We start from the raw sequence: 23050 nt of genomic DNA, 5'->3' as shown, positions 1-23050 counted from the left end.
ATATTCACCCGCCGTCAGGCCGCCGGCAGCCGAAAAAACATCGCATATTGCAGGCTTCTCGCAATCAACTCGGCTCTCTCATTGAACACACGCGAAACTTCCGGCGCGCAGAGGTCGCGAGTGGTTTCCCTGAAGATGCCGAGCCAGATCTGGAAATCGTCCTCGGTCACGTCCGCGAGTTTCGTGTGAGCCGGAACCGGGCGTCCGTGATAATTTCCGGTCTTCAAAATAACGGAGCACCAGAATTCGGTCATCTTCTCCAGGTGCGGCTCCCAATCGCCTTCGATCTCCCGCGCAAAAATCGGACCGAGCCTGGCATCCAAACGCACGCGACGATAAAACTCCCGTACCAATTGCCCGATGAAATTCCTGTCCACGCTTTCATCGCCCAGCGGCTTTTCCTGTACCGGCCGGGCTTGCTCGATTCTCACATTCACGGTCAGCACTCCATAAGTGGTATTTTAAACACCACTTTAATGCCGTTCGACGACGTCCGCAACGCAAAACAGGCTCCGCCCGAAGCCATTCCACAAGTCACGTTTTCCGGATTCGGGTCTCTCATCGCTCTCTAGACGCGGTCGGCCCGGAAACGGCTTGCACGAGCCCGCTGACCATTGGATCGATCAGCGACTCGCTGCGGTCCTCTCGGACAATCACCCAGGCGGGCAACTCGAAAACCGGCGCATCGGGAACGACAAACAGTGTTTTCTCGGCAATCCGGCGCTCGACGAGACGGCGCGGAAAATACCCGCATCCGCCATTCCGCTTGAGGTTCTGCAGGCCAAGCCATCCGATGTTCACAGTGATCGCCGGTCCGGGGAATTCGGGAAAGCTGGCGCTGAACTGGTTGTCGAACTCCGGCCCCCAATCCACGTGGATATAGGCTTCCGGCCGCATTGCGCCATCCGGCGCCGAAGTCACCATGACGAGGCGTTCTGTGAGCAATGGGCGGATTGTGAGATTGGGTCTGCGCTGGGGCGTGAACATGACGCCTATGTCGATGCGCCCCTCGACCAGCCCCTGCATGAGTTCCGGCTCAAATCCGATTTCCGCACGGAATGAAACAAAGGGGTATCCGGAAGGCAGTCCGGCGAACCAATCCACCATCGCGCCGTCCCAAAGACCGATCCTGGCCCCGATGACGACGCGGTCCCGGAATTGTTTCGGCAAGCCGATATCCTGACGCGCGCGTTCCATGGTGCGCACGAGCTGGCCGGCATATCTCAGGAACCGCCCGCCGGAACTGGTCAGCGTGGCGCCGGACTTGTTGCGTACAAACAGTCTTGCGCCAAGCGTTTCCTCCAGCGAACCGATGCGCGCGCTCACCGTGGACTGAGTCACATGCAGTCGTTCGGCAGCTGAAACAAAGCTGCCGGTATCGGCCACCGCGAGAAAGGTTCTGGCTTGTTCGATGTTCATGGCAGAGCTCAATGTATCGCTATTCTCGATGTTATCTACAATTAAAATTCGCTTTCACAATATTTGAAGCCGGAGGAGAATGCGAAATGCGCGGGACGCGCTTTCGACGCCCGCGGTAGCAGGAAAGCATCCGCAATGAGCAACTCGACAGTTTCATCGCCACCCTGTTTCGCTCACGAACTTGAAGCGGGCTGGAACGGCTTCGAGGCCGTTGATCCTCAGACGCAAATTGATGTCGCGCGCTGGCGAAAGGGAGAACGTGCCCGGCTGATCGCAGCGCGTCTGGCTGTCCCGGTCGAAGAACGCGTGACCGTGGCGAAGCGGGTAACGGCGGCGTTGACCGGGCTTACAACCGTGTTCCCGCGCGCCGTCGTAGGTCTCTACTGGCCATTTCGCGGCGAACTGGACCTGCGGGACTGGATGAAGGATCTCGCCGGACAGGGAGCCCGGATTGCTCTGCCCGTCGTTGTTGCAAAGGGTGAGCCGCTTGTCTTTCGCGAATGGCGACCGGGTTGCCGGATGGAGCGCGGCGTTTGGAATATCCCTGTTCCGGCGGCGGATCGGCCACTCGTTCCGGAAATCGTGATCTCTCCCGTCGTCGGTGCAGACCGTGCAGGCTACCGTCTCGGTTATGGCGGCGGTTTCTACGACAGGACACTCGCGAACCTCCCCCACCGCGCGCTGACGATCGGCGTCGGCCATCCGGTTGCCGAAATCGACACCATATTTCCCCAACCGCACGATGTGCCGCTGGACTGGATAATCCTCGGCGACAAGCAATGGGAACGGCCCCGATGACGGACATTCGGGTCAAACGCGCCTACCGCGCCGCACGGATTTCCGATGGACAGCGGATACTGGTGGATCGCATCTGGCCACGCGGGATGACTCGGGAACGCCTGCGTATCGCCGAATGGGCGAAAGACATCGCGCCAAGTCCCAATCTCCGGCGCTGGTTCGGCCATGATCCCGGAAAATGGGACGGGTTCCGGACGGCCTATTTCCGGGAATTGGACGGCAAAAAGCCAGAGACAAAGCGAATCCTGGAGAGCCTCCGGAACGGTCCGGTTACCCTCGTTTACGGTGCGAAAAACGACGAAATGAACAACGCCGTCGCGCTGAAGGAATACCTGGAACGGCAATTGTCGGCGTGCAGCGCATCAGCGGCAGACGTCGAGGACAATCAAGCCGTTCGCATGTCTGACCAGGAGACTTCCCGAAACTTCGAAGGAGGAAAAGACCGTGGCTGGCAACACGCGAAGCTTGCATGACGGTGAGAAGCTGCTGCTGGCGGGGCTCGGATCGGCTCTCCTTGGCATCGTTTTCTACTGCGCCGGAAATGCAGTGGCAGGTCAGGACCTTCTGCCCTTCATGACACCCGAGACCGGCGGCGGCATCATCGCTACCGGCATCCTGATGTGGCTGTCGGGCGCAATCCTGCTGTCATTGGAGCACTGAGACCAATTCGATATCGACCCCGCTCATTTGACACCGGAATTGCGAATTGCTCAGGGTTTCAGGGAAGTTGTTCTCCGTCGGACGTGGTGCATCCGCTCCCGCGGCGCGAATGCAAGCTCATGATCGACCCTGCCCTGCTCCCGTGCGCTGCGTTCGCCGCCGGAATTCTGAAACCGTGCGACGCAAACTCTATGCGGTCTGCGTGAGGGAAGTCGGGCCGCGACGCTTCAGCTTTATTGTATTCGACACAGCAAAGCGCGCCCGGCCGACATCTATGTCCGCGAGCGTATGCTGGTCGAAAACCGCGACAAAAGCGCCAAGCGCGTCGTTGAGGAGGCCGGGCAACCGGCAGCAATTCGACAGGACACACTCATTGCCGGGCGAAAAGCACTCCACCAGAGCGAAATCAGGCTCGGTTACCCGGATCACTCTGCCAAGGTTGATGTCCTCCGGTTGCTTCGCCAATGTGAAGCCGCCGGATCGGCCTCTCACCCCTCGCAGATAGCCGGCTTTCGTCAGAAGGTTGACCACCTTCATCAGGTGGGCCCTCGAGATGTTGTAGATCGCCGCGGTCTCGTCGATCGTTATCAGTCGGGGTGCCTCGGCGGCGGCGTACATGAGCACCCGCAGCGCATAATCAGAAAATGTGGTCAGTCGCATGGAACCGCCGTCCCTGGCTGATTTCGGCCCTGAAGGTCCGCGCTAACCATCAAACAAAGGCCATTATCGCCAAGGCGCCGATAACGGCCAGAACGAGGCCGATGACAAGCATCGGAAGCAGCGTTCTTTCCTGTTCGGCATCAACGGATGTGTAAGTGGCGATACCCGCTTTTGCGGGGCTTCCATTATCGAGTGTCATCGGTCGTCTCCATAATTGCTCGCGCATTCGCAACCGATAGTCGCGTTCGGCGTCCCCGATGCTGTACTTGATAAAAGATACATATTCAATGTATCTTATTTTGCAAGGGCAACCCGGCGGCGCGAGCAGCGGCGCGAAAGTGGAGCACATCGAGCACAGGCGGTGGAAAAGGTGAACTGCCAATGTCCGGAAAGACAACAGAGCGGGCGATGCTGGTGGAAGTCGGCGACAGGGATCTGACCGTCGATTGCCGAACGCTGGCACCGATGCTCGGTGTCCAACCAGCTGATATTCCAGAGCTCCTGCGCGCCAGGGCGATAACGAGTCTGTGCGAAAAGGGCATCGACGAAAATGAAGGAGAATTCCGCCTGACCTTTTTCTTCAAAGGGAAACGCGCGCGAATACTGGTCGGCCCGTCGGGCAAGGTAATGGGACGTTCCGTCATCAACTTCCGCGATCGCCCGCTTCCTCCAGCTCTCAGGCGCGATCACACATAGGAGAAATTCGTCGCGGGCTCGACCGCCGATCGCGCTCAGCGTATCGTTTGGCGTATTGCAACAGCAGAGATCGCGGCCCACACGAATGTTCGAAGGAACATGGCTCCGACCGTGCGCATTTCAAAAGCCCCGCCCAGGAAAACATGCAACCCGAATGCGACAAGAACCAGTGCCGTACCTCCAGCGATAAGCACTGACAGCCAGCTCGCCCAAAGGCGAAGCGACCACAATCCCGTTCCGGCTGCCACATATGCGAAGCCGGCCGCGAAATTGAACCAAAGCACGAAAGGCACCGCATCGCCGACCGCCGCTCGCGCCACGGCGCCGCCAAAGAGCGCACGACCGCCCGCGGCTATGGTCAACGCCCCGAAAACAATCGCGATCGCGCCAGAAACTTTCAATGCCTTTGCGCGCTGGCAGTTCCCGGTCATTTCTGATCGCCCTCCGCACCGTCGAGCCGGCCGTCCCGTAGATGGAAAAGGCGGTCGAACCGATCGTAGATTTTCTCGTCGTGGGTCACCGCAATGATGCAGGCGTCGTGTTCGGCGGCCAGTTTGCGAAGTAGGTCCATGACGATCCCCGCTCGTTTTGAATCGAGGGCGGCAGTCGGTTCGTCAGCCAGGATAATCCGGGGACTGTTTGCAAGCGCCCTCGCTATCGCAACGCGTTGCGCCTCGCCGCCGGAGAGCAGCGCAGGCATCGAATCCTTGCGATTTCCGACTTCCAGGTAATCTAGCAGTTCGGTAGCCCGTCGCTGCGCCTCGGGTCCGGACTTGCCTGCCAGCTGCAGCACGACCGCCACATTGTCCCGGGCATTGAGAAACGGCAGCAGGTTGTGGAACTGGAAAATGAAGCCGATCTTGTCGAGCCGGAGCCGTCGCAGGTCACCGCGCAGCCAGCGATTGTCATAGACCTCTTCGCCGTCGAGCCGGACATTGCCGATCGTCGGTTCGACGATGCACCCGATGATGTTCAACAGCGTTGTCTTGCCTGAACCGGAAGGGCCCAGCAATGCGACGACCTCCCCTGCGCGGACGGTGAGATCCAGATCACGCAGCGCATCGACCCGCGTGTGTCCTTCGCCATAGTGCTTCGACAGCCCCCTGATTTCGACGATTGCGTCGCGCGTCTGCCCGGACATTTTTCTATCCCCCGATTGCCGTCGCCGGATCGACTTTCAGGGCCGCCCGCACGCCGAGGCCGCTCGCCGCGATACAAACAACCAAGATGATGCCGGCCAGAACCGCAGCGTTGTATGGCTCAAGAAGGACGCGGCGGGGAAAGCCATCCTTTGTCAGCGTGATCAGGGCAAGGCCGAACGCCCAACCGACCATGCCAAGGGCAATCGCCTGCTGAACGATCAAACCGACGATCGTACGATCCGGCGCGCCGATCAGCTTCAGGGTGGCGATTTGCTTGAGCTTTTCCATCGTCATCGTGTAGACGATCAGCGCGATGACGACGGCGGAGACCGTCAGGAGAATTCCCAGGAAAAGGCCGATCTGACGCCTTGCCCTGTCCACAACGGACTTAATCAACAACTGTTCCTGATCCGCTTGCGTCATGGCTGACAAATGTTTCCATTGGCGCACGGTACGCGCCACGGCGTCTATGTCGGCATTTGCCTCAAGGCGTGCGACTACAGCTGCGACGGTCTTCGCGATTTCCGCGCTGGCGCCGCGTGCTGCCTGAACTCGCGCCGCTGGCGGAGCCAATTGGGATTGGAGCGTCTGGGCATCGGCCAGTGTGACAAAGACCACCGGATCGCCGCCGGAATTCATTGTGTCTTCAACCAGCCCGACGACCTTGAACCGATTGCGTCCGAGCCGGATGGTAACCCCCAGGGTCAAACCAGTATCGCGGTCGGCGACCAGTTCGAAATGGCTTTGCACGATTTTGCGACCTTCGACGACGTCGCCAGGACCACCGGGACGATCCCGCTCATAACCGATGACGTAAAGGCGCAATGTCTTTCCTGCAAGGGGGGCTTCGACGGTCTGATAGGTTATGTTTCCGGCTTCGGAGACACCATGCAGTCTTTCCACGGCTTCCCTCGTGTCTTCCGGAATCTTGGACGCTTCGGCGAATGGTCCCTTGGTGCCGGATTCGACGACCCACAGGTCCGCCTGCGGCGCCTTCACCAAATTGAGCGCATCCGCGACGAGCCCGTTGTAGATGCCGATCATCGCCAGAACGACAGACATCAACAGGCCAAGCCCAAGGCACGTCAAAACGAAGCGAAAAAGGTTGTGCCGCACGTCTCGGTAAGCAAGATTCATTGCGCGCTCCCGCCCGTCGCGCGCGCGAGACGCCCCTCGGTCAATCCCTTCACCGGTGCTGACACGATTTCCGCGCCGTCCGGAAGGCCGCTTTCCACTTCCGCGCGGGCGTCCTCCGTCCTGTGGCCGAATAGTAGCGGGACTTGGCTGAGCTTGCCGCCGCGCACTGCCCAGACGAGGCCTTGATGCCCATTGAAACCTTCGATCGCGGTTTCAGGCACCAGAAGGGCGTTGGGGAGTTCGGCAACCGTAATCCATACTTCGGCCTGCTCGCCGAGAAACGCCTCTGGCGGGCAAACGTCGCATGTAATCCATACACGGCGCTCCTCGTTCACGCGGTCGCTTTCGATGCCGATCCGCGAAACCGATCCGGAGAAAACCTCGTGCGGCAATGACCTGAGGCGGATCTCCGCGGTTTGGCCTATTGCGAGACTGCCCGCTCGCTCCTCGTCGATATACGCCAGGGTCCATACGGTCCGGGGATCCATCAAGGTGAAAATCGTATCACCGGCATGCACGACGGTGCCCGCTTCGGAATGGCGCTCGACGACCACGGCATCGAAAGGCGCCTTGAGGACGTGGTGTTCCAGTTGCACCGTTTCAAAGACAAGCGCCGCACGCGCATCAGCGACCCGGGCCTTGGCCACGTCCAACTCGCTTTGCGCAACAGCGAGATCGGCGGCGGCGATGGCCATATCCCGTTGCGCTTCTTCGGCCGCTTGCGCCGAAATCGCACTGCGGCCCACCAGTTCCTGCTGACGCGCATTGGCCGCCTCGCGCTGCGCAAGAACCGCCTTCGTTCGTACGATGACCGCTTCGGACTTGCCAACCCCGGCCTCCGCTGCCTCCAAATCAGCCTTGGCGCGCAACACCTTGGCCTCCTGTTCCGCAGAGTCCAAACGGGCCAGAATCCGGCCCTTGCGGACGATGTCACCGCTGTCTGCCGCCAATTCGGTCAGCGCCGCGCCCACCTCAAATCCTATTTTTGAAACGATCCTCGCTTCGACGGTGCCAAGCCCGTAGACGCGAACCGCGACGTCTTTCTCGGGCATCACGACCGGAACGAGCAGGGGGCGCTCATTGGCAAATAGGTAACCGCCGCCGATTACGGCCAATGCTATAGCCAACCCCAGCAAGATCCGGATCCTTCGGCGCATCATGATGTTTCTCCTGCCGGGCCGGACTGGAACAGTTTGATCTGCGCGTCGAGAAGGCGCCTCCCCTCGGCTTCCATCGAAAATGTGCGCGCCCCGAGCGACCATCGCATCGCCAGCCCCTGGACCAGGGAGATCAGCAGGATCGCACCATCTTCCGGATCGAGGTCCTGGCGGATAATTCCGTCTTTTCTCGCGTCGGCGAGTTCGGCCGTGATGGTCGCGTGAAAACGCGCGAGCACGCCAAGCAATGCCTTCCGCAGCGGTTCGTTGTCTGCTTGCAGTTCGCGCGAGAACAGGATTGCGGGGATCGCCGGATAAGTTTCGATCTGCTTGAGCTGCGCCAGTATCAGGCTTTTGATCCGCTCCCGCGGGTCATCCCCGCTGGACAGCGCATCCTGCCAGGCTGCGCTCATCTTGTCCGCGATCAGTTCGGCGACCGCCTGCCAAAGCGCTTGTTTCGTCGCGAAATGGCGAAAGATTCCCGGCTGGGTCAGACCAACCTCGTCAGCGATCGATTGCGTCGTCAACCGGTCGGGCCCGAGTTTATCGGCAAGGCGCAGCACGGCCATCACGATCTCGGATTTGCGTTCGTCAGCGGGTTTGCGCGCCATATCAAGCCTGCATAGTTAGTTATTGATCACTAACTATGCAGGCTTGAACGCGTTGTCAACAGGCATCCGAGTGGAAGCTGCAGCATCACGTAATCAATAGGGAACTGGGTATGCCCGTAGGCGGAAAAGTCCGCGGCCTTCGCGGAACTTAGTGTGACCGAGATGCCGCGGATCGCGAAATCCGCTGCGGATTCGTACGGCAAGCGAATTCGTCAGATGACGGCGGATCGCGTTCGTCCGGCATGATGTTCTCGGGTTCCGCCAGAGTTTTCATTGCCGCGATTGCCGGAGAGCGCGTTCTCCTCTCCTCGCCCTGGGTGAATGAGTAGGTATCAACGCTTCCTTCCATGTTCGAATGCGCGACTGCCTTTTGGTTGACGCTACGCGCTCATCTTCAATCATATCCTCGCCGTGCGTAATGAATATCCTATGATAATCCAGAGCGAACTATCCGCAGGCTTCAACCGCTTTGCTGACGACATGAAGCGCTCTTACCCCTGTCATGGACGAACTCTTCTCGCCGCCAGTTTGCGCAAGCACAAAGAAGGCAAGTGAATTGTCTCATAAAACCTCGCCATCCAAACCAGGGATGACAAGGAGAACGGAGATGTTCACGAGAAGACAAGCCATGATGACCGCCGGCGTTGCCGCAGTTGTCGCCGCAATGCCCGCCGCAGTGGCAGCAGCCGAAAGGACGGACATCGCCGCTCTTCCGCGCGAGAAGGTGACGCTGGTCGCGCCGCCTTATGTGCATACGCACGATCAGGTTGCCAAGGGCGGCCCGAAGGTCGTCGAATTCATCATGACGATCGAGGAAAAGCCTGTCGTCATCGACGACGAAGGCACGACCCTGCAGGGCATGACTTTCAACGGCTCTATCCCTGGCCCGCTGATGGTCGTCCATGAAGGAGACTATGTCGAACTTACGCTGGTCAATCCGGCCAGCAATTCGATGCCGCACAATATCGACTTCCACGCCGCGACCGGCGGCCTCGGAGGTGGCGCCCTTACGCTTATCAATCCGGGCGAGCAGACTAAGCTCCGTTTCAAGGCGACACGCTCGGGCACTTTTGTTTACCACTGCGCGCCTGGCGGCGCGATGATTCCGTGGCACGTGGTTTCCGGCATGAGCGGCGCGATCATGGTGCTGCCGCGCGACGGCCTGAAGAACGAGAAGGGCGAACCTGTTACAGCATCCGGTTCCGGATAAGCACGCCGATGGTCTCCGGCCACTGCCGCATGATGTCGTCCATGCACAAGTCGGGATTGATCGTCTGCTTGCTTTTCATCGCGTTCTCCTCGCTTTCCTGTTCGAACATGCGGGAAGTGCGGATCGCAGACTTTGTGTCGGGACAAAGAAATAACAGATTGGGCTGCGGCCGCTGCAACCTGAAAGTCAGCTACTTGGCAAATTGCCAGCGTTGGTTCGGTCTGCAGCGAATGTCGCCTTCTCGCCCGTCTCAGACCTTCGATCAGGCCGCGGGGAACGGCCGCATTCGGGACACTAAAATTTGATCGCGAATGGCGGAGATAGGGCGCGTTGCTGACAGGCAGTTCTGGGGCCGGAAGCGGACGGTCTGCTTTTAGTGCGGGGTCGTAAGAAGCGGCCATTCTGTTTTCGACCCATAGCAGACATTCCCGCCCATGGTTGGCGAGATCGGATTGAACCCGATATGAACTTCCGTACCCAAATGTGGCGGGGCTCCACGTAGCCCCGTCGGGAATTGGTCACTGTCTCACCGAACGATGGAAAACCTGGGATCGGTCATAAGTCCCGCAACGTCTCCACTGCGTCTTTGCGGCTATGCGCGCTGGTATAAAACACTGCAGCGACGACCGAGCCCAGAAGCAATACGAGAACGATTCCTAGATAGATCCAAGGGATTGCGAGAGCTTCGGGCGGTGGGTCGAACACGCCGGTCAGGAGCTTGACCAGCATCCAGGCAGTCACCGCTCCGGAGATAACACCGAATACAATACCGGTTGTCGCAACAAGTGCGCCCTCTGCCCAAAGGAAGGCGCCAAGCTGTGCCGGCTTCGCTCCGATCGCCGAGAGTATCGCGAAATCGCGGCTGCGGTCGTTGAAGCCGAGGGCTAGGACAAGGCCGGCGGCAGCAGACGCGAGGATAACAGCGAACAAGAGCTCGATACGCGTCAAGCTGGAGAGATCCACCGCGGTCAGGCTCGAGCCGATGATGTGGGAGACCGTGCCGACATCTTTCACCTGGAGCGCCGGATTGCCGGCGAGAGCCTTGCGCGCCTGATCCGCTAGAACCGCAGGTTCGCCGGAGGCACGCATCAGTACATATTCGGCCGTGTCGTTGCCCGTCATTTTGGCAATGTAGGCGGCATTGGCGACAAGGAACGAATCCTTGGGCGCGGTCGGAAATTCGCGCGCGATGCCAATGAATTTGAAAGGCACGGCATGGTACTGGTTGTTACTCGCGCTTATCAGCCGAAGATTCACCGTATCGCCAGGATTGAGCTGAAAATCCTTCACGGTTTCCTCGGAGACCAAGACACCGTTCGGTGTCTTTGCCAGTCGCGCCAGGATTTCGGATGCTGTTCCGCCGGTGAAATAGGCGTTGGACAGGCTCGTTGCCCTTCCGATAGCCGCCGGGTCGATACCGTAGATGTCCTGCAGGTCCGATCCGACATATGCGAAGCGATGCTGCATGGGTTCGGCAGCAACGACGCCGGGCAGCTTTGCAAGCACTGGTGCATGCGGACCGGCGGGATTCGCGGTCGTTCCAAATACGGTCACGTCTGCGCCGTTGGTAAGTTCCGCGTCGACACGGGCTTGTGCGTTGTATGTCGTGTTGAAGATCGCTGTAGACGTGGCGAAGGATACGGCAAGTGCCGTCATCGCAATGCCGAGCGTGATCCGCCGCGCCTGACGCGACAACGATGCGGCGACCGTTTCCGCCAGCCTTCCGGCAAAGGGCAATGCCAGTGCGCGTAGGAGGCGGCCGTTCGACGAAATGGTCGTCACAGCGATCCGGATGATCAGCAAGGCCGACCCGATCCAGAACAATGCCGGAGTAAGAAAGGCCTTGTAGTCGACCGATGCCGCGGGAACCCCCTCGGGCGCGAGAACGACCTGGTATCCGGTGCTTGCGGACTGCCAGAACAGCAGTCCGGACGCGGCCAGGAAAATGACATCCAGCCAGGCATGCTGCCATAGCGGTGCGGATCGCCGACCAACCGTGCGCCGGGCAGCCGAAACCGTTTCCTGGCGCGATGCAAACCAGGCCGGAAGCAACACCGCAGCCAACGCCACGATGCATCCCGCCACGGCCGCGAATACGGCTGAAAATACCGCGATCCATGCCGAACCGCCAATCTGCAGCCCTAACCGGGCGAAGAGATAGGCGCCTGCGAGACCAAGCAAGACACCCGTTGCTCCGGTTGTCATGGCCTCAGCCGCCGAAAGCGACAGAATTCGCCTTGTTGTCGCGCCGCGCACACGCAACAGGGCTTGTTCGAGTTTGCGCCGGCCGGCCCCGCTCGCGGTGGCGGCGATCGTCAAGGCCGCGGCAAGCGCAACTCCGGGCACGCCGAGGAACAGGAACAGCACGGTCGCGTAGAGAGCATCGCCGCGTACGGCATCAAGGCGCGCCCCGAGATTGTTGGCGACGAGCGCCTGTCCCGCAACCTGGACTTCCAGGTTCTTTACGGCTCCGGCGACCTGAACATACGCGGCAGTCGGCTGCGCGGGGAGGTTTGTATGGTCCAGCCGGACATGGAACTGCAGCCGTGTCGTAGCGGGCCTGACGGCCTGCTGCGGATCGAAAATCCTGTGCCAGTCGGCAAGGGGAAGAATAAGCACGTTGTCCGGCGGCGCCTGCGGCGCGGCCTGTGGCGGCAAGCCCACTGCCTGAAAAAGTGAATCCGCATCCGGAAGGTCCACCACGCCTGTTACGGTCACCGATTCAGGACCAAGCCCAACCCGGTTGATTGTGACCTTGTCGCCGGGTCCCACATGCAGGTTGGCGGCCGTCTGCTGGGCGATCAAGGCACCATCGGGCGTACCGGACAGCGGACGTATCTCTTTCGGGAAATCCTTCAGATAGCCCGCGTCGAAAGCGATGACCTTTCCGGGCCCGGTGGTCTGAATCGTTGCGCCTGTCTTTGCCTCCAGTCCTGTCGTCTGTGCGTAGACCACCTCATGAATCGCGTCTGTCTTGGCCGCTGTGCCTATCGCGTCGTGAATGGCATTTACGTCCGCCGCCGGAACGGCCTCGACCTGCCAATCTATCGGCACCGCTGAGACAGCCCGCTGGGTCATCGAAGCTGAACTGTTGGCCAGGAAGAAGCCGAGGCACGCCAGCAGCGCGACGGTTATTCCGACGCCGAAGGTGGCTCCGGCAAGGCGTACGATCCGATGGCGCACAAGTCCGCTGATCCAGTACATGTTCATGAGTTCAACTCCAGGTGTTCGCGCGGAATGCTCAAATTGCCATGCGCGAGGATCAACCGTCGGTCCATCCGATCGGCTATTCCCAAATCGTGTGTCGCGATAACCAGGGCCGCGCCGGAACCTGTGACGAGTTCGAGTACGGTATCCAGGAATTCGCTCGCCGTCCGGCTGTCGAGTTGCCCGGTCGGTTCGTCTGCGAGGATCAGTTTCGGGGAAATGGCAAGCGCCCGCGCCATCGACACCCGTTGCGCCTGCCCGCCCGAGAGTTCTTCCGGCAATTTTCTGGCAAGATCGGCCAATCCAAACCGCTCCAGCATTGTGTTCGCCCGGACATGCGCGTCCGCAAAGCCACCGGCCAGTATCATTGGAAGCGCCACATTGCGGGCGACCGTCAGGGCGGGAAACAGGCTTGGCGACTGGAAGACAAACTGTACCTTGGATGGCTGAAGATCCGCGCGGGCGCCGAGACCTGGCCAACTGACGGTGCCGCGGGTTGGCTCGATCAAGCCGCCGAGAATATGCATCAGGGTGGATTTGCCGCTGCCCGACGGTCCGAGAAGCGCGATCCTGTCATTGGCACGAATGCTGCAGTCGATGCCCTGCAACACGCTAACCGCGCCACCTCCCGGGATCGGATAATCCTTCGACACTCCATGTGCTGCGACCAAGATACTATTCATCCGTCAGCCTCCCGTCCTTCAGGCGCACAATGCGGTTGGCTCGGTTGGCCAAGGCCTCGCTGTGCGTCGCGATAAGAGTTGCAAGTCCGGCATCCCGGCGCGTGTCGAACTGGTCGAGGAGACGCGATTCCGTCGCTACATCGACCTCGGCTGTTGGCTCGTCCGCAATGAGCAGAGGAGGATTATTGGCAAGCGCGACTGCAAGACCCGCGCGAGCGGTTTCGCCACCGGACAAATGTGCCGGATAAGCATCGGAACGTTTTTCGATGCCTGCGGTTTCGAGCAGGCTGTGCAGCCGTTTCTCGTCTACGGCACCAAGCAGCATCATCTGGAAACGAATGTTTTCAGCGACGGTGAAGTGCTGAAACAAGTTGCCCGATTGAAGGAGAATGCCGCAACTTCGGGCGCGTAACCGTGCCCGCTCGTACTCTGGACGGCGCGACATGCGTTTGCCGTCGATCATCACCATACCGGCGTCCGGTTCGTCGAGGCCCGTCAGGCAATTGAGCAATGTCGATTTGCCGCTGCCGGACAGCCCCATGACCGCGACGGTTTCGCCACGAGCTACGGTCACGCTGACGCCGCGCAGCGCGGCGGTCTCTTCGTCGCCTACGTGGAAAAACCGATAGAGTTCATGCGCTTCAAGAACGGTCACGATCAGTTCCAACGAAACGAGTGCGACATCAATTGCCACTGGTCGACATTGTCGGCACCAAACGGCGCGTAGAGATCGAGCGCGACCAGCTTGCCGCTCTTGAAAAAGAGGTATCGGTTGTTTTCCTGGCGAACCTGCTTGTTGGTCACCGGATTTGGTTCCGAGTTGGAGCTGTAGACGATCAGGATCGCGGGGCCTGCAGGCATTTTGACCGACTTGACGCTCTCGACCTTGATTGCCCGGACCGATGCCTCCATTGCCGGGAGATAGTCGGCCTTGATACTTTCGGGCGTTGGGGCGGCGTCCGCATTGCCTACCGTCACGATCACTCCGTCGAGTTTATCGACGAAGCTTGCGCCATCGGCCCGGTCTGTGCGCGCCCAGCCTTCCGGAACTTTGAGCGTGAATCCTTCGGGGGACGTGTAGTCGATGAAAACCTGGGTGTCTGGAATATCGCCGGGCGGGTTCTTTTCCGGCGCGACAGCCTTCTCGGCATGGGCGGGAATGGCGGCGACTGCCGGAGAAAGGATCGTGCCGGCAACAGCCATTGCGATCAGAGCACCATGTGCTCTGGTTTTCATATTCCGTCGATTTTGCATGTCTGTCTCCATTGATCAGGCGCGGCGTTTGCGTCTGACGGGAGACTGACCTCGAAAACTATCCTCTGGTTTGCGGGTGCTTTACAGATTTGTAATCTGTCTGGTCAGCACGGCTATTGCGGTTCCGGAACCAGGAACAGCTTTCCAACATTCGCGTCATGTTCGATAGCATTCTCGCCCAGCGCTGCTGACACCGAGGCCGCCAACGCGGCGCTTTCTGCCGATGTCATCGGCGCGGCGTCCATCACCGCATACCCGAAGGGCAACGGATCGCGGACTTCCATTGTCGTTGAAATCAATAGCAGCGGGCTGTTCCCCGAAGCTCCCGCCACGGTCACACCCGAATCCCAAAACCTGAGAACTAATCTTTTTTCCGCGGTGTCCGGCTCCGCAGATGTAAGAGCCGCAAGCGGTGGCTTTCCGCTGTTCGTCAGCGGCAGAACCGACATTTGGTCCAACGGTGCACGGGCGGGAAGGATCGCATCAGCGATCTGAAGGATTCTGCCCGCGCCGGTTATCGACCAGCCGGATGCTTGCAGCTTCTCTATGGCACGCGCCAGGTCCATGTCGGTCTGCACCAGGATCGGTTCGCCGAATTCGCCGTCGAGAAGGACCCGCTGCGAATCGACAGCATTCCACGCGCCGGAAAGCCAATCCTTGCGGGAAATCGCTTTTTCTGTCGGAGGGAGTTCATAACGTGACAAGGCGGTGGCGTAGCCGGTGTAGAGATGGAAAGGATAGCTAATCGTGAGCACAATTGCTGCGAGGGCCGCGGTCCGCTTCGATATCGGGACGAGTGTCTCGTCGTGGAGCAAATATGCCAACAGGAACACCAACGTTCCTCCGAAAAGTAATCCGGCGCCCACATCGCTAGGCCAATGGGCGAAAAGATAAAGTCGCGAAAACGCGATCAAACCGACAGCGGAGGCTGTGCCGAGATAAATCCAGCGGCGGATACGCGGCTCGAAATCGCGAGCTGCAATCAACGCCGTGATACCGATGATCGTGGCTGAAAGCGTCGCATGTCCGCTGGGGAAGCTGTAACTGTCGGCACCCGAGTAGAGCGCCATCGGCCGCGCGCGGTGAATAAGCGATTTGAACAATGGGACGAACAACGCAGCGCTGACGAACGCGGTCAAGACCGCGCCGGACAGCTTCCATCGCTTGTGCCATATCAAGGCAGCGATGACAGCCGCTGCGACCGGTGTCAGGACTACCCCGTCGCCCAGCATTGTTATCCCGGTCATAATCTCGTTGAAAACGGGAGTGCGCAGGGACTGCAGGTATGCGCTAATCGCCGTATCGGACCTCACGAACTCCGGATCGAACAAGTACTGGGCCAGCACCATTGCGAAACCGGAGAGCGCGAGCAATGCAAGCGACGCGAAGAAAAACGCCACCAGAATGTTATTTTCGTTTTCCAGCAATCGACGTAACAGCGCTGCTCGCGGCGTCTGTCGTTGCGCCAACGCCGATATGGCCTGGCCATGCCACCGTTCCGCGTGGGGCAACAGCCAAAAGAATGCAAACTTGGCCAAGTACCATGCCGCTCCCGCAGCGAGAGCGCTTACGATGAACAGCTCCAACAGACGCGGATTACCGGATTTGGCGACATCTATGCCCCGTCCGATGCCGATGCCAGGCAACAGGTGGACAGCCGCCCAGACGACTGCGGACACGATATTGATCACGGTAAATCGCCATGGCGACATGCCGACAATTCCGGCGATCCCCGGTACTACGGACTTGATGCCGGGAATAAAGCGCCCGAGAAACACGCTCTTGCCGCCATGGTGATCGAAGTAGGCTTCGCCTTTATCGAGCATACCTGTGTAGCGGCTGAAGGGCCAAACTGACCGTATGTGTTCCTTGTAGGCGTGCCCAATCCAGTAGGACAGTGCGTCGCCAGCTATGGCGCCGAGCGCGGTCGCTGCGAAAACCGGAACCGGCGCGAGCTTGCCCATCCCGATCAGCGTGCCTGCGCCTACGATAACGACGGTCGAAGGTACGAAAAGACCAAGGACGAAAATCGCTTCGCCGGCCGCGATGAGAAAGACAATGATGAAGGCCGAATGAGGGTGGTCGCCGATATACGTGACAATCGACTGAAGGAATTGGAGCATGGCGCTTACAGATCTTTCAATCCGACCAATGGAAAACGCGAGGTGACACAAAGGCCCGGTTTGTTGTCTTCGAGCGACAATGTCGCGTGATGCAGATCGGCGATCGCATTGACCATGGAAAGCCCAAGGCCGGAACCGGGCGTGGTCCTGCTGGTTTCGAGCCGATACAGGCGGCGCAATACATTATCACGCTCGTTTTCAGGGATTCCCGGTCCGTTGTCACAGACAGACGCCACGGCCAGCGAATCCTTTGACGCAAGCGAACAGGTTATGACTGATCCCCCGGGGCAGTGGCGCAGCGCATTTTCGATGAGATTGGCGAACAGTTGGCTGAGCAATTCGCGATCGCCATGGACGATCAATGGGCGCTCGATCTGCACCTCTAGCTTCATTCCTTCATCCTCGACAAGCGTGCTGTAGAACTCGGCGATGTTTTCGAGAATGGTGGCCAAGTCGACGTCGGCAAACCTCGCCTTACGTGCTCCGGACTCGATCTGTGCGATCCGAAGCAAAGCGTCGAACGTTCCGATGATCCGGCTGATTTCGCCGATCGCTTCCTCGATCTCCCCAGCAACCGGTTCACCGGCCGCCTGCTTCTCGAAGGCTTCTTCCATGATAATCCGTAGCCGGTTTAGCGGCGTCTTCAGGTCATGGGAGATGTCATTGCTGATCTGACGGACGCTCTCGACCGAGGTGCCGAGCCGACTGACGGTCGAGTTTATTATCTCGGAGAGCCTGTCGATGTCGTCACCGCCTCCGGTGGCCGGAATTTGCGCATCGAATTTACCGTCTGCAACAGATTCAAGCGTGTTTTGGATAACTTCGATACGCCGGTTCATTCTGTGGGACAGGAAGACCGCGCCGGAAAGCGAAATCGCGATCAGAACAACGAATGCCCATAGCGAACCTTCAACGAATATCTCCTGAAGCTCGCTGATGTCCTCCGCGCTGCTGCCGACGACCAGCGCATTACCGCCGACCACGCCACGTTGAATGAAATACCCAAAATCAGCATTAAGTCCCAGTTCCTTGGCGGGCACCATTTGCGGGGTGGAAACGCTTGGAGCTGCATCGATATTGCCTGCGATCTTGGCGGAGCCGGGATCCAGAAGCAGGTATACGCTCTCGTGGTTTCGAGAAGCGGCCGCATGGGCGGCGACCGCTTCGGAGAGATCGGTAAGCCCGCCGGCGAGGAAGGTAGATCTCAAGGTCTCGTAATCCGAGGCGAGTACGCGTTCATGCCGCTTGACGAGTTCCTCACCAATGATGCTGAAGGCCGTCGCTCCGGCGATGGACGCGGCCAGAAGGAACACAAGCGTAAACGTAAAGGCGATACGGAAACCGCTGCTTTGAAACAGCTTAATCGGGCGCATGAATGGAATAACCGGTGCTTCGGATTGTGTGCAGCAACGGCACCTCGAACGGTTTGTCGATCTTCGCCCGCAATCTGCTGATATGGGTTTCCACGACGCTCGTTTGCGGATCGAAATGGTAATCCCAGACACGTTCCAAGAGCATCGTGCGCGTAAGGACTCGCCCTTCATTGCGCATCAGCGTTTCCAGCAGCAGAAACTCTTTCGGTTGGAGTTCGATCTCCTTTCCCGCCCGTGAGGCTCGCCGGCGGATCAAATCCAGTTCCAGATCATGCACCTTCAGAACTGTTTTCTCCTGCTGCATGACGGGGCGCCGTGCAAGCGCAGAGACTCGAGCCGCAAGTTCCGAAAAGGCAAAGGGCTTGACGAGATAATCGTCGCCGCCAGCCTCGAGTCCCTCAACACGGTCATCCACACCGCTTATCGACGTCAGGAAAATCACCGGCGTCTTCTTCCCGGTGCTTCGGAGCGCCTTGATGACGGACAACCCGTCGAGGCCTGGCAACATGCGATCCGCAATGATCACGTCATAGTTTTCGCGGGAAGCCTGAAACAAGGCATCGTGACCATTCTCGATGTGATCGCAGACATTACCGTTTTCGCGGAAACCGCGAAGTATGTAATCCGCGGTTTTCTGATCATCCTCGATGAGCAATATTCTCATGGTTCATCTATCTTTCTGGGCATCCGAAGTCTGAAACGTGGCGAGCTTCAGTTGCCTTGAACTTCCGTCACAGGGGCTCCGGCATCGGGGCGCAAGGACCACATTTCCATAAGTGACCTTTTTGACACGATTTGGTGGACTACCGCGAGTGCTGCATGCCCGATCAGGTAGGCCCAGACGACATTAGCAAAGAGGACGTGAAGCTGCAGATCGGCCGTAACCCACGCGGTTTCTTCACCAAGGCCGCTGCGCGCCGCGACGAGAAAGGCGACGCCAGTGGCGGCCATGCCCGTCATTAGCAAAAGCCCAAGACCGTGGACTGCAGAGGCAAGCGGGTTTTCGGCCCTGTAATCGGGAATATGGAAGCGCGATATCGCCGCGCCATGATCCCTGAGGTCATTCGCCAGAAGGCTAAGTCGTTTCCTGGAAAACCAGGGGAACAGCGACAAAGCATGGGTGCCGCGCCGTCGCGATGCGATTACCAGCCAAAATGCGAGCGCAGCGACAAATGCTGCAATGCCGGCGTATTTATGCACAGCAAACGCGAAATCTGCGGTGTTCCCGTCAAGCGGCGGGATCATGACAAGACTGCTGATCAGTTGGGTGACAATAGTCACCGCCAGTGCCATGTGCGCGATGCGTGTCGGTTTCGAATGCCGCTGGCCGGAAGATGTGTATTCCATGATGGTCTCCTTGTTGCCTCCTCACATCTGCCACCGGGCTTACCTGCGTCTGGCGAGCCAATTACATTTTTGTAAACTCAACAGAGCATCGGAATTTGCGGTTCGGCTTTCCGAGACCGGCTCCCGAATTTTTCCTCCATGCTTGAGATGGGGTTTGGAGTTGTGAGGTTGACCCGCTCCGGGACCGACAACAGTTGACGGCCGGACGTCTAAGTCCGGCCGTTCTCGTCGTATCGCAATTCCTGTTTCAGCGAGGTCTCGATGGAAAACAAGGAAACGGCGGCCGAAGAAACGGTTTGCCTCTGACGCTGTTTTCCCGATCCCGAGGCCTTCTGCCTAGTCGTATGAGAACGACCAGTTCACCTAGGATCCAATTCTCGGAGAATCCTATTTCCCGTAGAGCAGATCGTGCATCATGTCGTGCTGCTGGATGTCGCTGGTCATATCGCCGCTGGTCTTGTCGAAATTCATCGTATGCATTGCGCCATCGTCTCCATCAACGACCACACGGATTGTCGCATTTCCTTTTTCCATCACTTCCTGCACGGCCTTCACTTTTCCCGGATGGGTCTGCACCGCGGTGTGGACAAAGTCGAGTGCGGAGCTGTTTGCCTGTGCGCCGATGCCCGCGGCCAGGACCAGGGCGGACGAAAGAAAGGCGATACGTGCCGTTGAAAGAATGCTCATGATTTTTCTCCTTGGGTTGGATGCGAGCGCCAATCGCTCGTCACGATGTCAATCTCGCTGAGGAACTTTGCCGGCACTGTGCCAAAGCCTTACCGATTTGTCTGAAACGCAATTTGCTGATGGATTTTCAGGCGTTGTCTTCGAATAGACAGCCAGCCAAAACGAATTTCGCCACCAAATGGCGGCGTAATTTTACTAAAAACCTGTGGCGTTGCGGGCATGGTCGCCCAGCTGTTATCTCGTGGCAGGCTCCCCCAGTTCAGCGCATCCGACGGTCAGTTTCGTGATCGTTCCGGCATTTCGCGTAACGGATTCGCTGCACCTCACGAGGGAATTGTCTTTGCGTAGAAACTACACAGTCGCCTGAACGGAGACCGGGGTAATCCGGTCGAGAAGAATAGTTTGGATATCATATCCCCCGCCACGTAGTCGGACAGCATCCTGTCGACGGGTCGCCATTGATCCCGGATCTCAGCAATTACGGGCGTCAAAGAACCCGTCGACAAATGTTAAGGCTGTAGCGAGGGGCAAAACCACCTCGCGTGTGTTGGGCAAATATTGGCTCAAAATTGGGTTCTCCAGTTCTTTGAGTTCACTGCTATTCCGTTGCCGTTGGTCCGCGGTCCGGTCGATCGTGAGGCAATTGCCCGTCGACGTTATTGGTGTCAAAATTATAGACGGACCGGGTTGCCCCGATCCGTCCCGCCACTCGTGTTGCCCCAGTATCGATCCTTCTTCGGAATTACGTTGCTCAAGCACGGGGGTGTGCCTGCATTACGCGCTCCGAAAAAAGAACCCACGAGCAGCGTACCCGGTAATCACTCCGCCTTGACGCGAACAGCAACCAGTTCTTCGCCGTCATCGACCAACTCGCGACCGTCAGGCGCATTATCGATGTCGGGAACGGCAATCAGTTCGTCGCCGTCATGAGTGATCTGCATGTAGGCGATCACAGCAACGATGCCCCCGAGAAACAGCAGACTGGTCATGATCGTGCCGAAGCCGAGGCCTCCGTATTCGACGGGCTGAGAGAACAGATCGCCAAATGACGCGCCCATAGGCCGAGTGAAGATATATGCCAGCCAGAATGTGAGAATGCCGTTCACCTTGAAGACATAGTATGCGGCGGCGATCACAGCGATCAGGGCCAGATATGCCAAACCGGCCTGCAGGTAGCCCAATGCAAGCCCTTCGGCAGCGAGGTCGCCGGCGGCGGTGCCGAGAGCAAAAGTGAACAGGATGGCCAGCCAGTAGAACACTTCCCGGCGGAACGTGTAGATGGTGTGGATCGACAACGTTTTCTCGAACGCGAACCAGACTGCAAAGGTTGCAGCGAGCGCGATGGAAAAGCCGATCGTGCAGGCCTGAAGGCTGTAGCCCAAATTGTCGACGAGGTTGTCGGTAATCAGCGTACCGACCACCGAAATCAGCACAACAGCCAACCAATAGATCCACGGTACGTATTTGCTCTGCGCGAATTGAAGGAACAATGCGGCGAGTAGCAAGCCACTCATGATAAGGGACGTAGCCGATAGCCCGAGGCCGAGATTCATGTTGAGAAAATCCGCCGCCGTCTCGCCGACCGTAACGGCCAGCAATTTGACGAGCCAGAAATCGACGGTGACTTGCGGAACGCGATTGTGAACCAGCGTGTCCGCCGGAAGCGCGGATGACATATCCGCTTGAACATTGGTCATGAGACCTCTCCTTGTTGCCGGCGAGCGGCGTTGAATGGACACGCCGTTGATAGGAGAGGCGAATTGCCGACGCTTTGCCGCGATCTTACCGATTCGTAAGAAACCCGCTGCAGCCGCTTTACCAATCGGTAAGGTAGAGGAAATGCGCAAGACAGGATTGCTGCCGATTGTGCGGCAAGCGGCACCCGCCAACCGATCTGCCGCTTGTCCATCACGCTGGCTGTTCCAGCTGAAATCTCAGGAGATCGAAATGCGTAAACCTGTTCTGGCTCTTATCGCCGGCATTACCGTTATCCCTTCCTTCGCCGCCGTATCCGCAAATGCGGCAACGGTTCCTTGCGAAGACATGCAAAAGCAGTTGGAAACAGCGTTACAGGCCAAAAAGCCCCTCGATGCCAACAAAGCGAAATTCGATGAACTCAAGGCAAAGGGCGACGAACGCTGCAAATCCGAGGACGACCACAGAGCGGATGATTTTTATACTCAGGCTTTTGCTATTCTCGGGAAGTAGTCGGCTCATCTTCGGCAATTGAAAGCATCGACACCTGGCCGACCGAGCCCGTGAGCCGGGTGGATGCTGTTTTGGCTTTTTGAGTTAGGTGGGGCCGGAGGAGTGTTGGTTATCAAGCCGGTCTCGGGCTGGATTCGGGACGTAATGACAACGAAGTTGCTTCTCCCGTGTACCGTACAATTTTTGCTTTCCCGATCCGGAAAGGCGTCATCAAGGACTGACGCAAACGACAAATATTCTCCTCTTGCGAGGCAGTTCCGGCATCCAATCCTTTCACATTCAAATACTGCATTAGCAGTCGCACGAGTTCGCGCAGCACCTACAAATTTCGGGTTAGTTCAGAAACAATAGATACGCTTGGTGCACCCGTGGCCGACTACGGCCGAAGATTCGTCTACAACCGATGTCCGTTATGGAGGTCCAATTGGTTATCAGGCGAAGAGCTGTCCGATGTTGAGTTCTGGGCCGAAAGTCGCCGTCTGGCACAGCCACCCTCAAAGACCGCTCTCGCCGCGCTCCTGACGTGCTGCATGGTCACCAGCGATGTCTGCTTTCAGGAAACGACGAGGTTCATCTCAACGGCCGCTATGGTGAAGGTTTTCGGGTGCCGTCAGGCGTACGAAAGCCTCTCATGCAGGAACCCGCGGGCCACAGGCGAAGGCTATGGAGATTTCGATC

Annotated in this window: 24 protein-coding genes and 1 pseudogene; 6 read left to right on the top strand and 19 right to left on the bottom strand. The window is 58.6% G+C overall.

What is annotated here, in order from left to right; all coding sequences use genetic code 11:
* Positions 1-14 precede the first annotated feature (14 nt).
* Both IG169_RS22540 and IG169_RS22535 read right to left on the bottom strand, forming a co-directional pair.
* Complete coding sequence (locus IG169_RS22540) at positions 15-437, bottom strand: globin family protein (RefSeq protein WP_193178526.1); 423 nt, start codon at positions 435-437, stop codon at positions 15-17.
* A gap of 121 nt (positions 438-558) precedes the next feature.
* A complete protein-coding gene (locus tag IG169_RS22535; protein ID WP_193178525.1) occupies positions 559-1419 on the bottom strand; it encodes a LysR family transcriptional regulator in 861 nt (286 codons plus the stop codon).
* A 135-nt stretch (positions 1420-1554) separates the two neighbouring features.
* Here IG169_RS22535 and IG169_RS22530 point away from each other — a divergent pair, with 135 nt between their 5' ends.
* From IG169_RS22530 to IG169_RS22520, 3 genes are read left to right on the top strand one after another with little or no spacing between them, the layout of a single operon-like run.
* The gene (locus IG169_RS22530) at positions 1555-2217 is read left to right on the top strand and encodes a 5-formyltetrahydrofolate cyclo-ligase (protein WP_193178524.1); all 663 of its coding nucleotides are present in this window, start codon (positions 1555-1557) and stop codon (positions 2215-2217) included.
* Positions 2214-2690, top strand: a complete 477-nt coding sequence (locus tag IG169_RS22525; RefSeq protein WP_193178523.1) for a DUF488 domain-containing protein — start codon at positions 2214-2216, stop codon at positions 2688-2690. The genes IG169_RS22530 and IG169_RS22525 overlap by 4 nt, the downstream gene beginning before the upstream one ends.
* On the top strand, positions 2662-2877 hold the full coding sequence (locus IG169_RS22520; RefSeq protein WP_193178522.1) for a hypothetical protein: 216 nt from the start codon (positions 2662-2664) through the stop codon (positions 2875-2877). The genes IG169_RS22525 and IG169_RS22520 overlap by 29 nt, the downstream gene beginning before the upstream one ends.
* A gap of 189 nt (positions 2878-3066) precedes the next feature.
* Here IG169_RS22520 and IG169_RS22515 read toward each other — a convergent pair whose 3' ends face one another.
* Both IG169_RS22515 and IG169_RS22510 read right to left on the bottom strand, forming a co-directional pair.
* The gene (locus IG169_RS22515; RefSeq protein WP_193178521.1) at positions 3067-3537 is read right to left on the bottom strand and encodes an RrF2 family transcriptional regulator; all 471 of its coding nucleotides are present in this window, start codon (positions 3535-3537) and stop codon (positions 3067-3069) included.
* A 49-nt stretch (positions 3538-3586) separates the two neighbouring features.
* Complete coding sequence (locus IG169_RS22510) at positions 3587-3736, bottom strand: hypothetical protein (protein WP_193178520.1); 150 nt, start codon at positions 3734-3736, stop codon at positions 3587-3589.
* Positions 3737-3918: 182 nt separating this feature from the next.
* Between IG169_RS22510 and IG169_RS22505 the strand changes: the two genes are divergently transcribed.
* Positions 3919-4233 (top strand): DUF6522 family protein, encoded by a 315-nt coding sequence (locus tag IG169_RS22505; RefSeq protein ID WP_193178519.1) that lies wholly within the window; start codon positions 3919-3921, stop codon positions 4231-4233.
* A gap of 35 nt (positions 4234-4268) precedes the next feature.
* Here the strand turns inward: IG169_RS22505 and IG169_RS22500 are convergent, their stop codons facing one another.
* Genes IG169_RS22500 through IG169_RS22480 form a run of 5 tightly spaced genes read right to left on the bottom strand, consistent with a single transcriptional unit; the run spans position 4269 to position 8238 of the window.
* The gene (locus IG169_RS22500; RefSeq protein WP_193178518.1) at positions 4269-4664 is read right to left on the bottom strand and encodes a hypothetical protein; all 396 of its coding nucleotides are present in this window, start codon (positions 4662-4664) and stop codon (positions 4269-4271) included.
* Positions 4661-5374: an ABC transporter ATP-binding protein gene (locus IG169_RS22495; protein WP_193178517.1), complete on the bottom strand. Its 714-nt coding sequence runs from the start codon at positions 5372-5374 to the stop codon at positions 4661-4663. Before IG169_RS22495 ends, IG169_RS22500 begins: the two co-directional genes overlap by 4 nt.
* Positions 5375-5378: 4 nt before the next feature.
* The gene (locus IG169_RS22490; protein ID WP_193178516.1) at positions 5379-6512 is read right to left on the bottom strand and encodes an ABC transporter permease; all 1134 of its coding nucleotides are present in this window, start codon (positions 6510-6512) and stop codon (positions 5379-5381) included.
* Positions 6509-7672, bottom strand: coding sequence for an efflux RND transporter periplasmic adaptor subunit (locus tag IG169_RS22485; RefSeq protein ID WP_246717526.1), 1164 nt, complete (start codon positions 7670-7672; stop codon positions 6509-6511). Before IG169_RS22485 ends, IG169_RS22490 begins: the two co-directional genes overlap by 4 nt.
* Positions 7669-8238, bottom strand: a complete 570-nt coding sequence (locus IG169_RS22480; protein ID WP_246717525.1) for a TetR/AcrR family transcriptional regulator — start codon at positions 8236-8238, stop codon at positions 7669-7671. The genes IG169_RS22485 and IG169_RS22480 overlap by 4 nt, the downstream gene beginning before the upstream one ends.
* 649 nt (positions 8239-8887) lie before the next feature.
* Between IG169_RS22480 and IG169_RS22475 the strand changes: the two are divergent.
* Positions 8888-9469: pseudogene (locus IG169_RS22475) on the top strand (multicopper oxidase domain-containing protein); the annotation flags it as partial.
* A gap of 576 nt (positions 9470-10045) precedes the next feature.
* Here IG169_RS22475 and IG169_RS22470 read toward each other — a convergent pair.
* The 10 genes from IG169_RS22470 to IG169_RS22425 form a co-directional block, all read right to left on the bottom strand.
* Positions 10046-12700 carry an FtsX-like permease family protein gene (locus IG169_RS22470; RefSeq protein ID WP_193178514.1) on the bottom strand — a complete coding sequence of 885 codons (2655 nt, stop codon included), beginning with the start codon at positions 12698-12700 and terminating at the stop codon, positions 10046-10048.
* Positions 12697-13308, bottom strand: a complete 612-nt coding sequence (locus tag IG169_RS22465) for an ABC transporter ATP-binding protein (RefSeq protein ID WP_343225694.1) — start codon at positions 13306-13308, stop codon at positions 12697-12699. Before IG169_RS22465 ends, IG169_RS22470 begins: the two co-directional genes overlap by 4 nt.
* Before the next feature lie 64 nt (positions 13309-13372).
* Positions 13373-14035 carry an ATP-binding cassette domain-containing protein gene (locus tag IG169_RS22460; RefSeq protein ID WP_193178512.1) on the bottom strand — a complete coding sequence of 221 codons (663 nt, stop codon included), beginning with the start codon at positions 14033-14035 and terminating at the stop codon, positions 13373-13375.
* 2 nt (positions 14036-14037) lie between these two features.
* Positions 14038-14634 (bottom strand): hypothetical protein, encoded by a 597-nt coding sequence (locus tag IG169_RS22455; RefSeq protein WP_246717523.1) that lies wholly within the window; start codon positions 14632-14634, stop codon positions 14038-14040.
* Positions 14635-14747: 113 nt separating this feature from the next.
* The gene (locus IG169_RS22450; RefSeq protein WP_193178511.1) at positions 14748-16757 is read right to left on the bottom strand and encodes a bifunctional DedA family/phosphatase PAP2 family protein; all 2010 of its coding nucleotides are present in this window, start codon (positions 16755-16757) and stop codon (positions 14748-14750) included.
* Positions 16758-16762: 5 nt separating this feature from the next.
* Complete coding sequence (locus IG169_RS22445) at positions 16763-18130, bottom strand: sensor histidine kinase (protein ID WP_193178510.1); 1368 nt, start codon at positions 18128-18130, stop codon at positions 16763-16765.
* On the bottom strand, positions 18117-18794 hold the full coding sequence (locus IG169_RS22440; RefSeq protein WP_193178509.1) for a winged helix-turn-helix domain-containing protein: 678 nt from the start codon (positions 18792-18794) through the stop codon (positions 18117-18119). Before IG169_RS22440 ends, IG169_RS22445 begins: the two co-directional genes overlap by 14 nt.
* Positions 18795-18841: 47 nt before the next feature.
* The gene (locus IG169_RS22435; protein WP_193178508.1) at positions 18842-19477 is read right to left on the bottom strand and encodes a cytochrome b/b6 domain-containing protein; all 636 of its coding nucleotides are present in this window, start codon (positions 19475-19477) and stop codon (positions 18842-18844) included.
* 387 nt (positions 19478-19864) lie between these two features.
* Positions 19865-20164: a hypothetical protein gene (locus IG169_RS22430; RefSeq protein ID WP_193178507.1), complete on the bottom strand. Its 300-nt coding sequence runs from the start codon at positions 20162-20164 to the stop codon at positions 19865-19867.
* A gap of 818 nt (positions 20165-20982) precedes the next feature.
* A complete protein-coding gene (locus tag IG169_RS22425; protein WP_193178506.1) occupies positions 20983-21861 on the bottom strand; it encodes a COG4705 family protein in 879 nt (292 codons plus the stop codon).
* Between the two features lie 34 nt (positions 21862-21895).
* On the opposite strand from IG169_RS22425, the gene IG169_RS24155 reads away from it, so the two are divergent.
* The gene (locus IG169_RS24155) at positions 21896-22372 is read left to right on the top strand and encodes a hypothetical protein (RefSeq protein WP_246717522.1); all 477 of its coding nucleotides are present in this window, start codon (positions 21896-21898) and stop codon (positions 22370-22372) included.
* The last annotated feature ends 678 nt before the right edge of the window (positions 22373-23050 follow it).

The organism is Oricola nitratireducens, from assembly GCF_014904745.1.
GTDB lineage: Bacteria > Pseudomonadota > Alphaproteobacteria > Rhizobiales > Rhizobiaceae > Oricola > Oricola nitratireducens.
The sequence above is the reverse complement of the archived record's forward strand: the minus strand, read 5'-3'. Positions and strand labels throughout refer to the sequence as shown.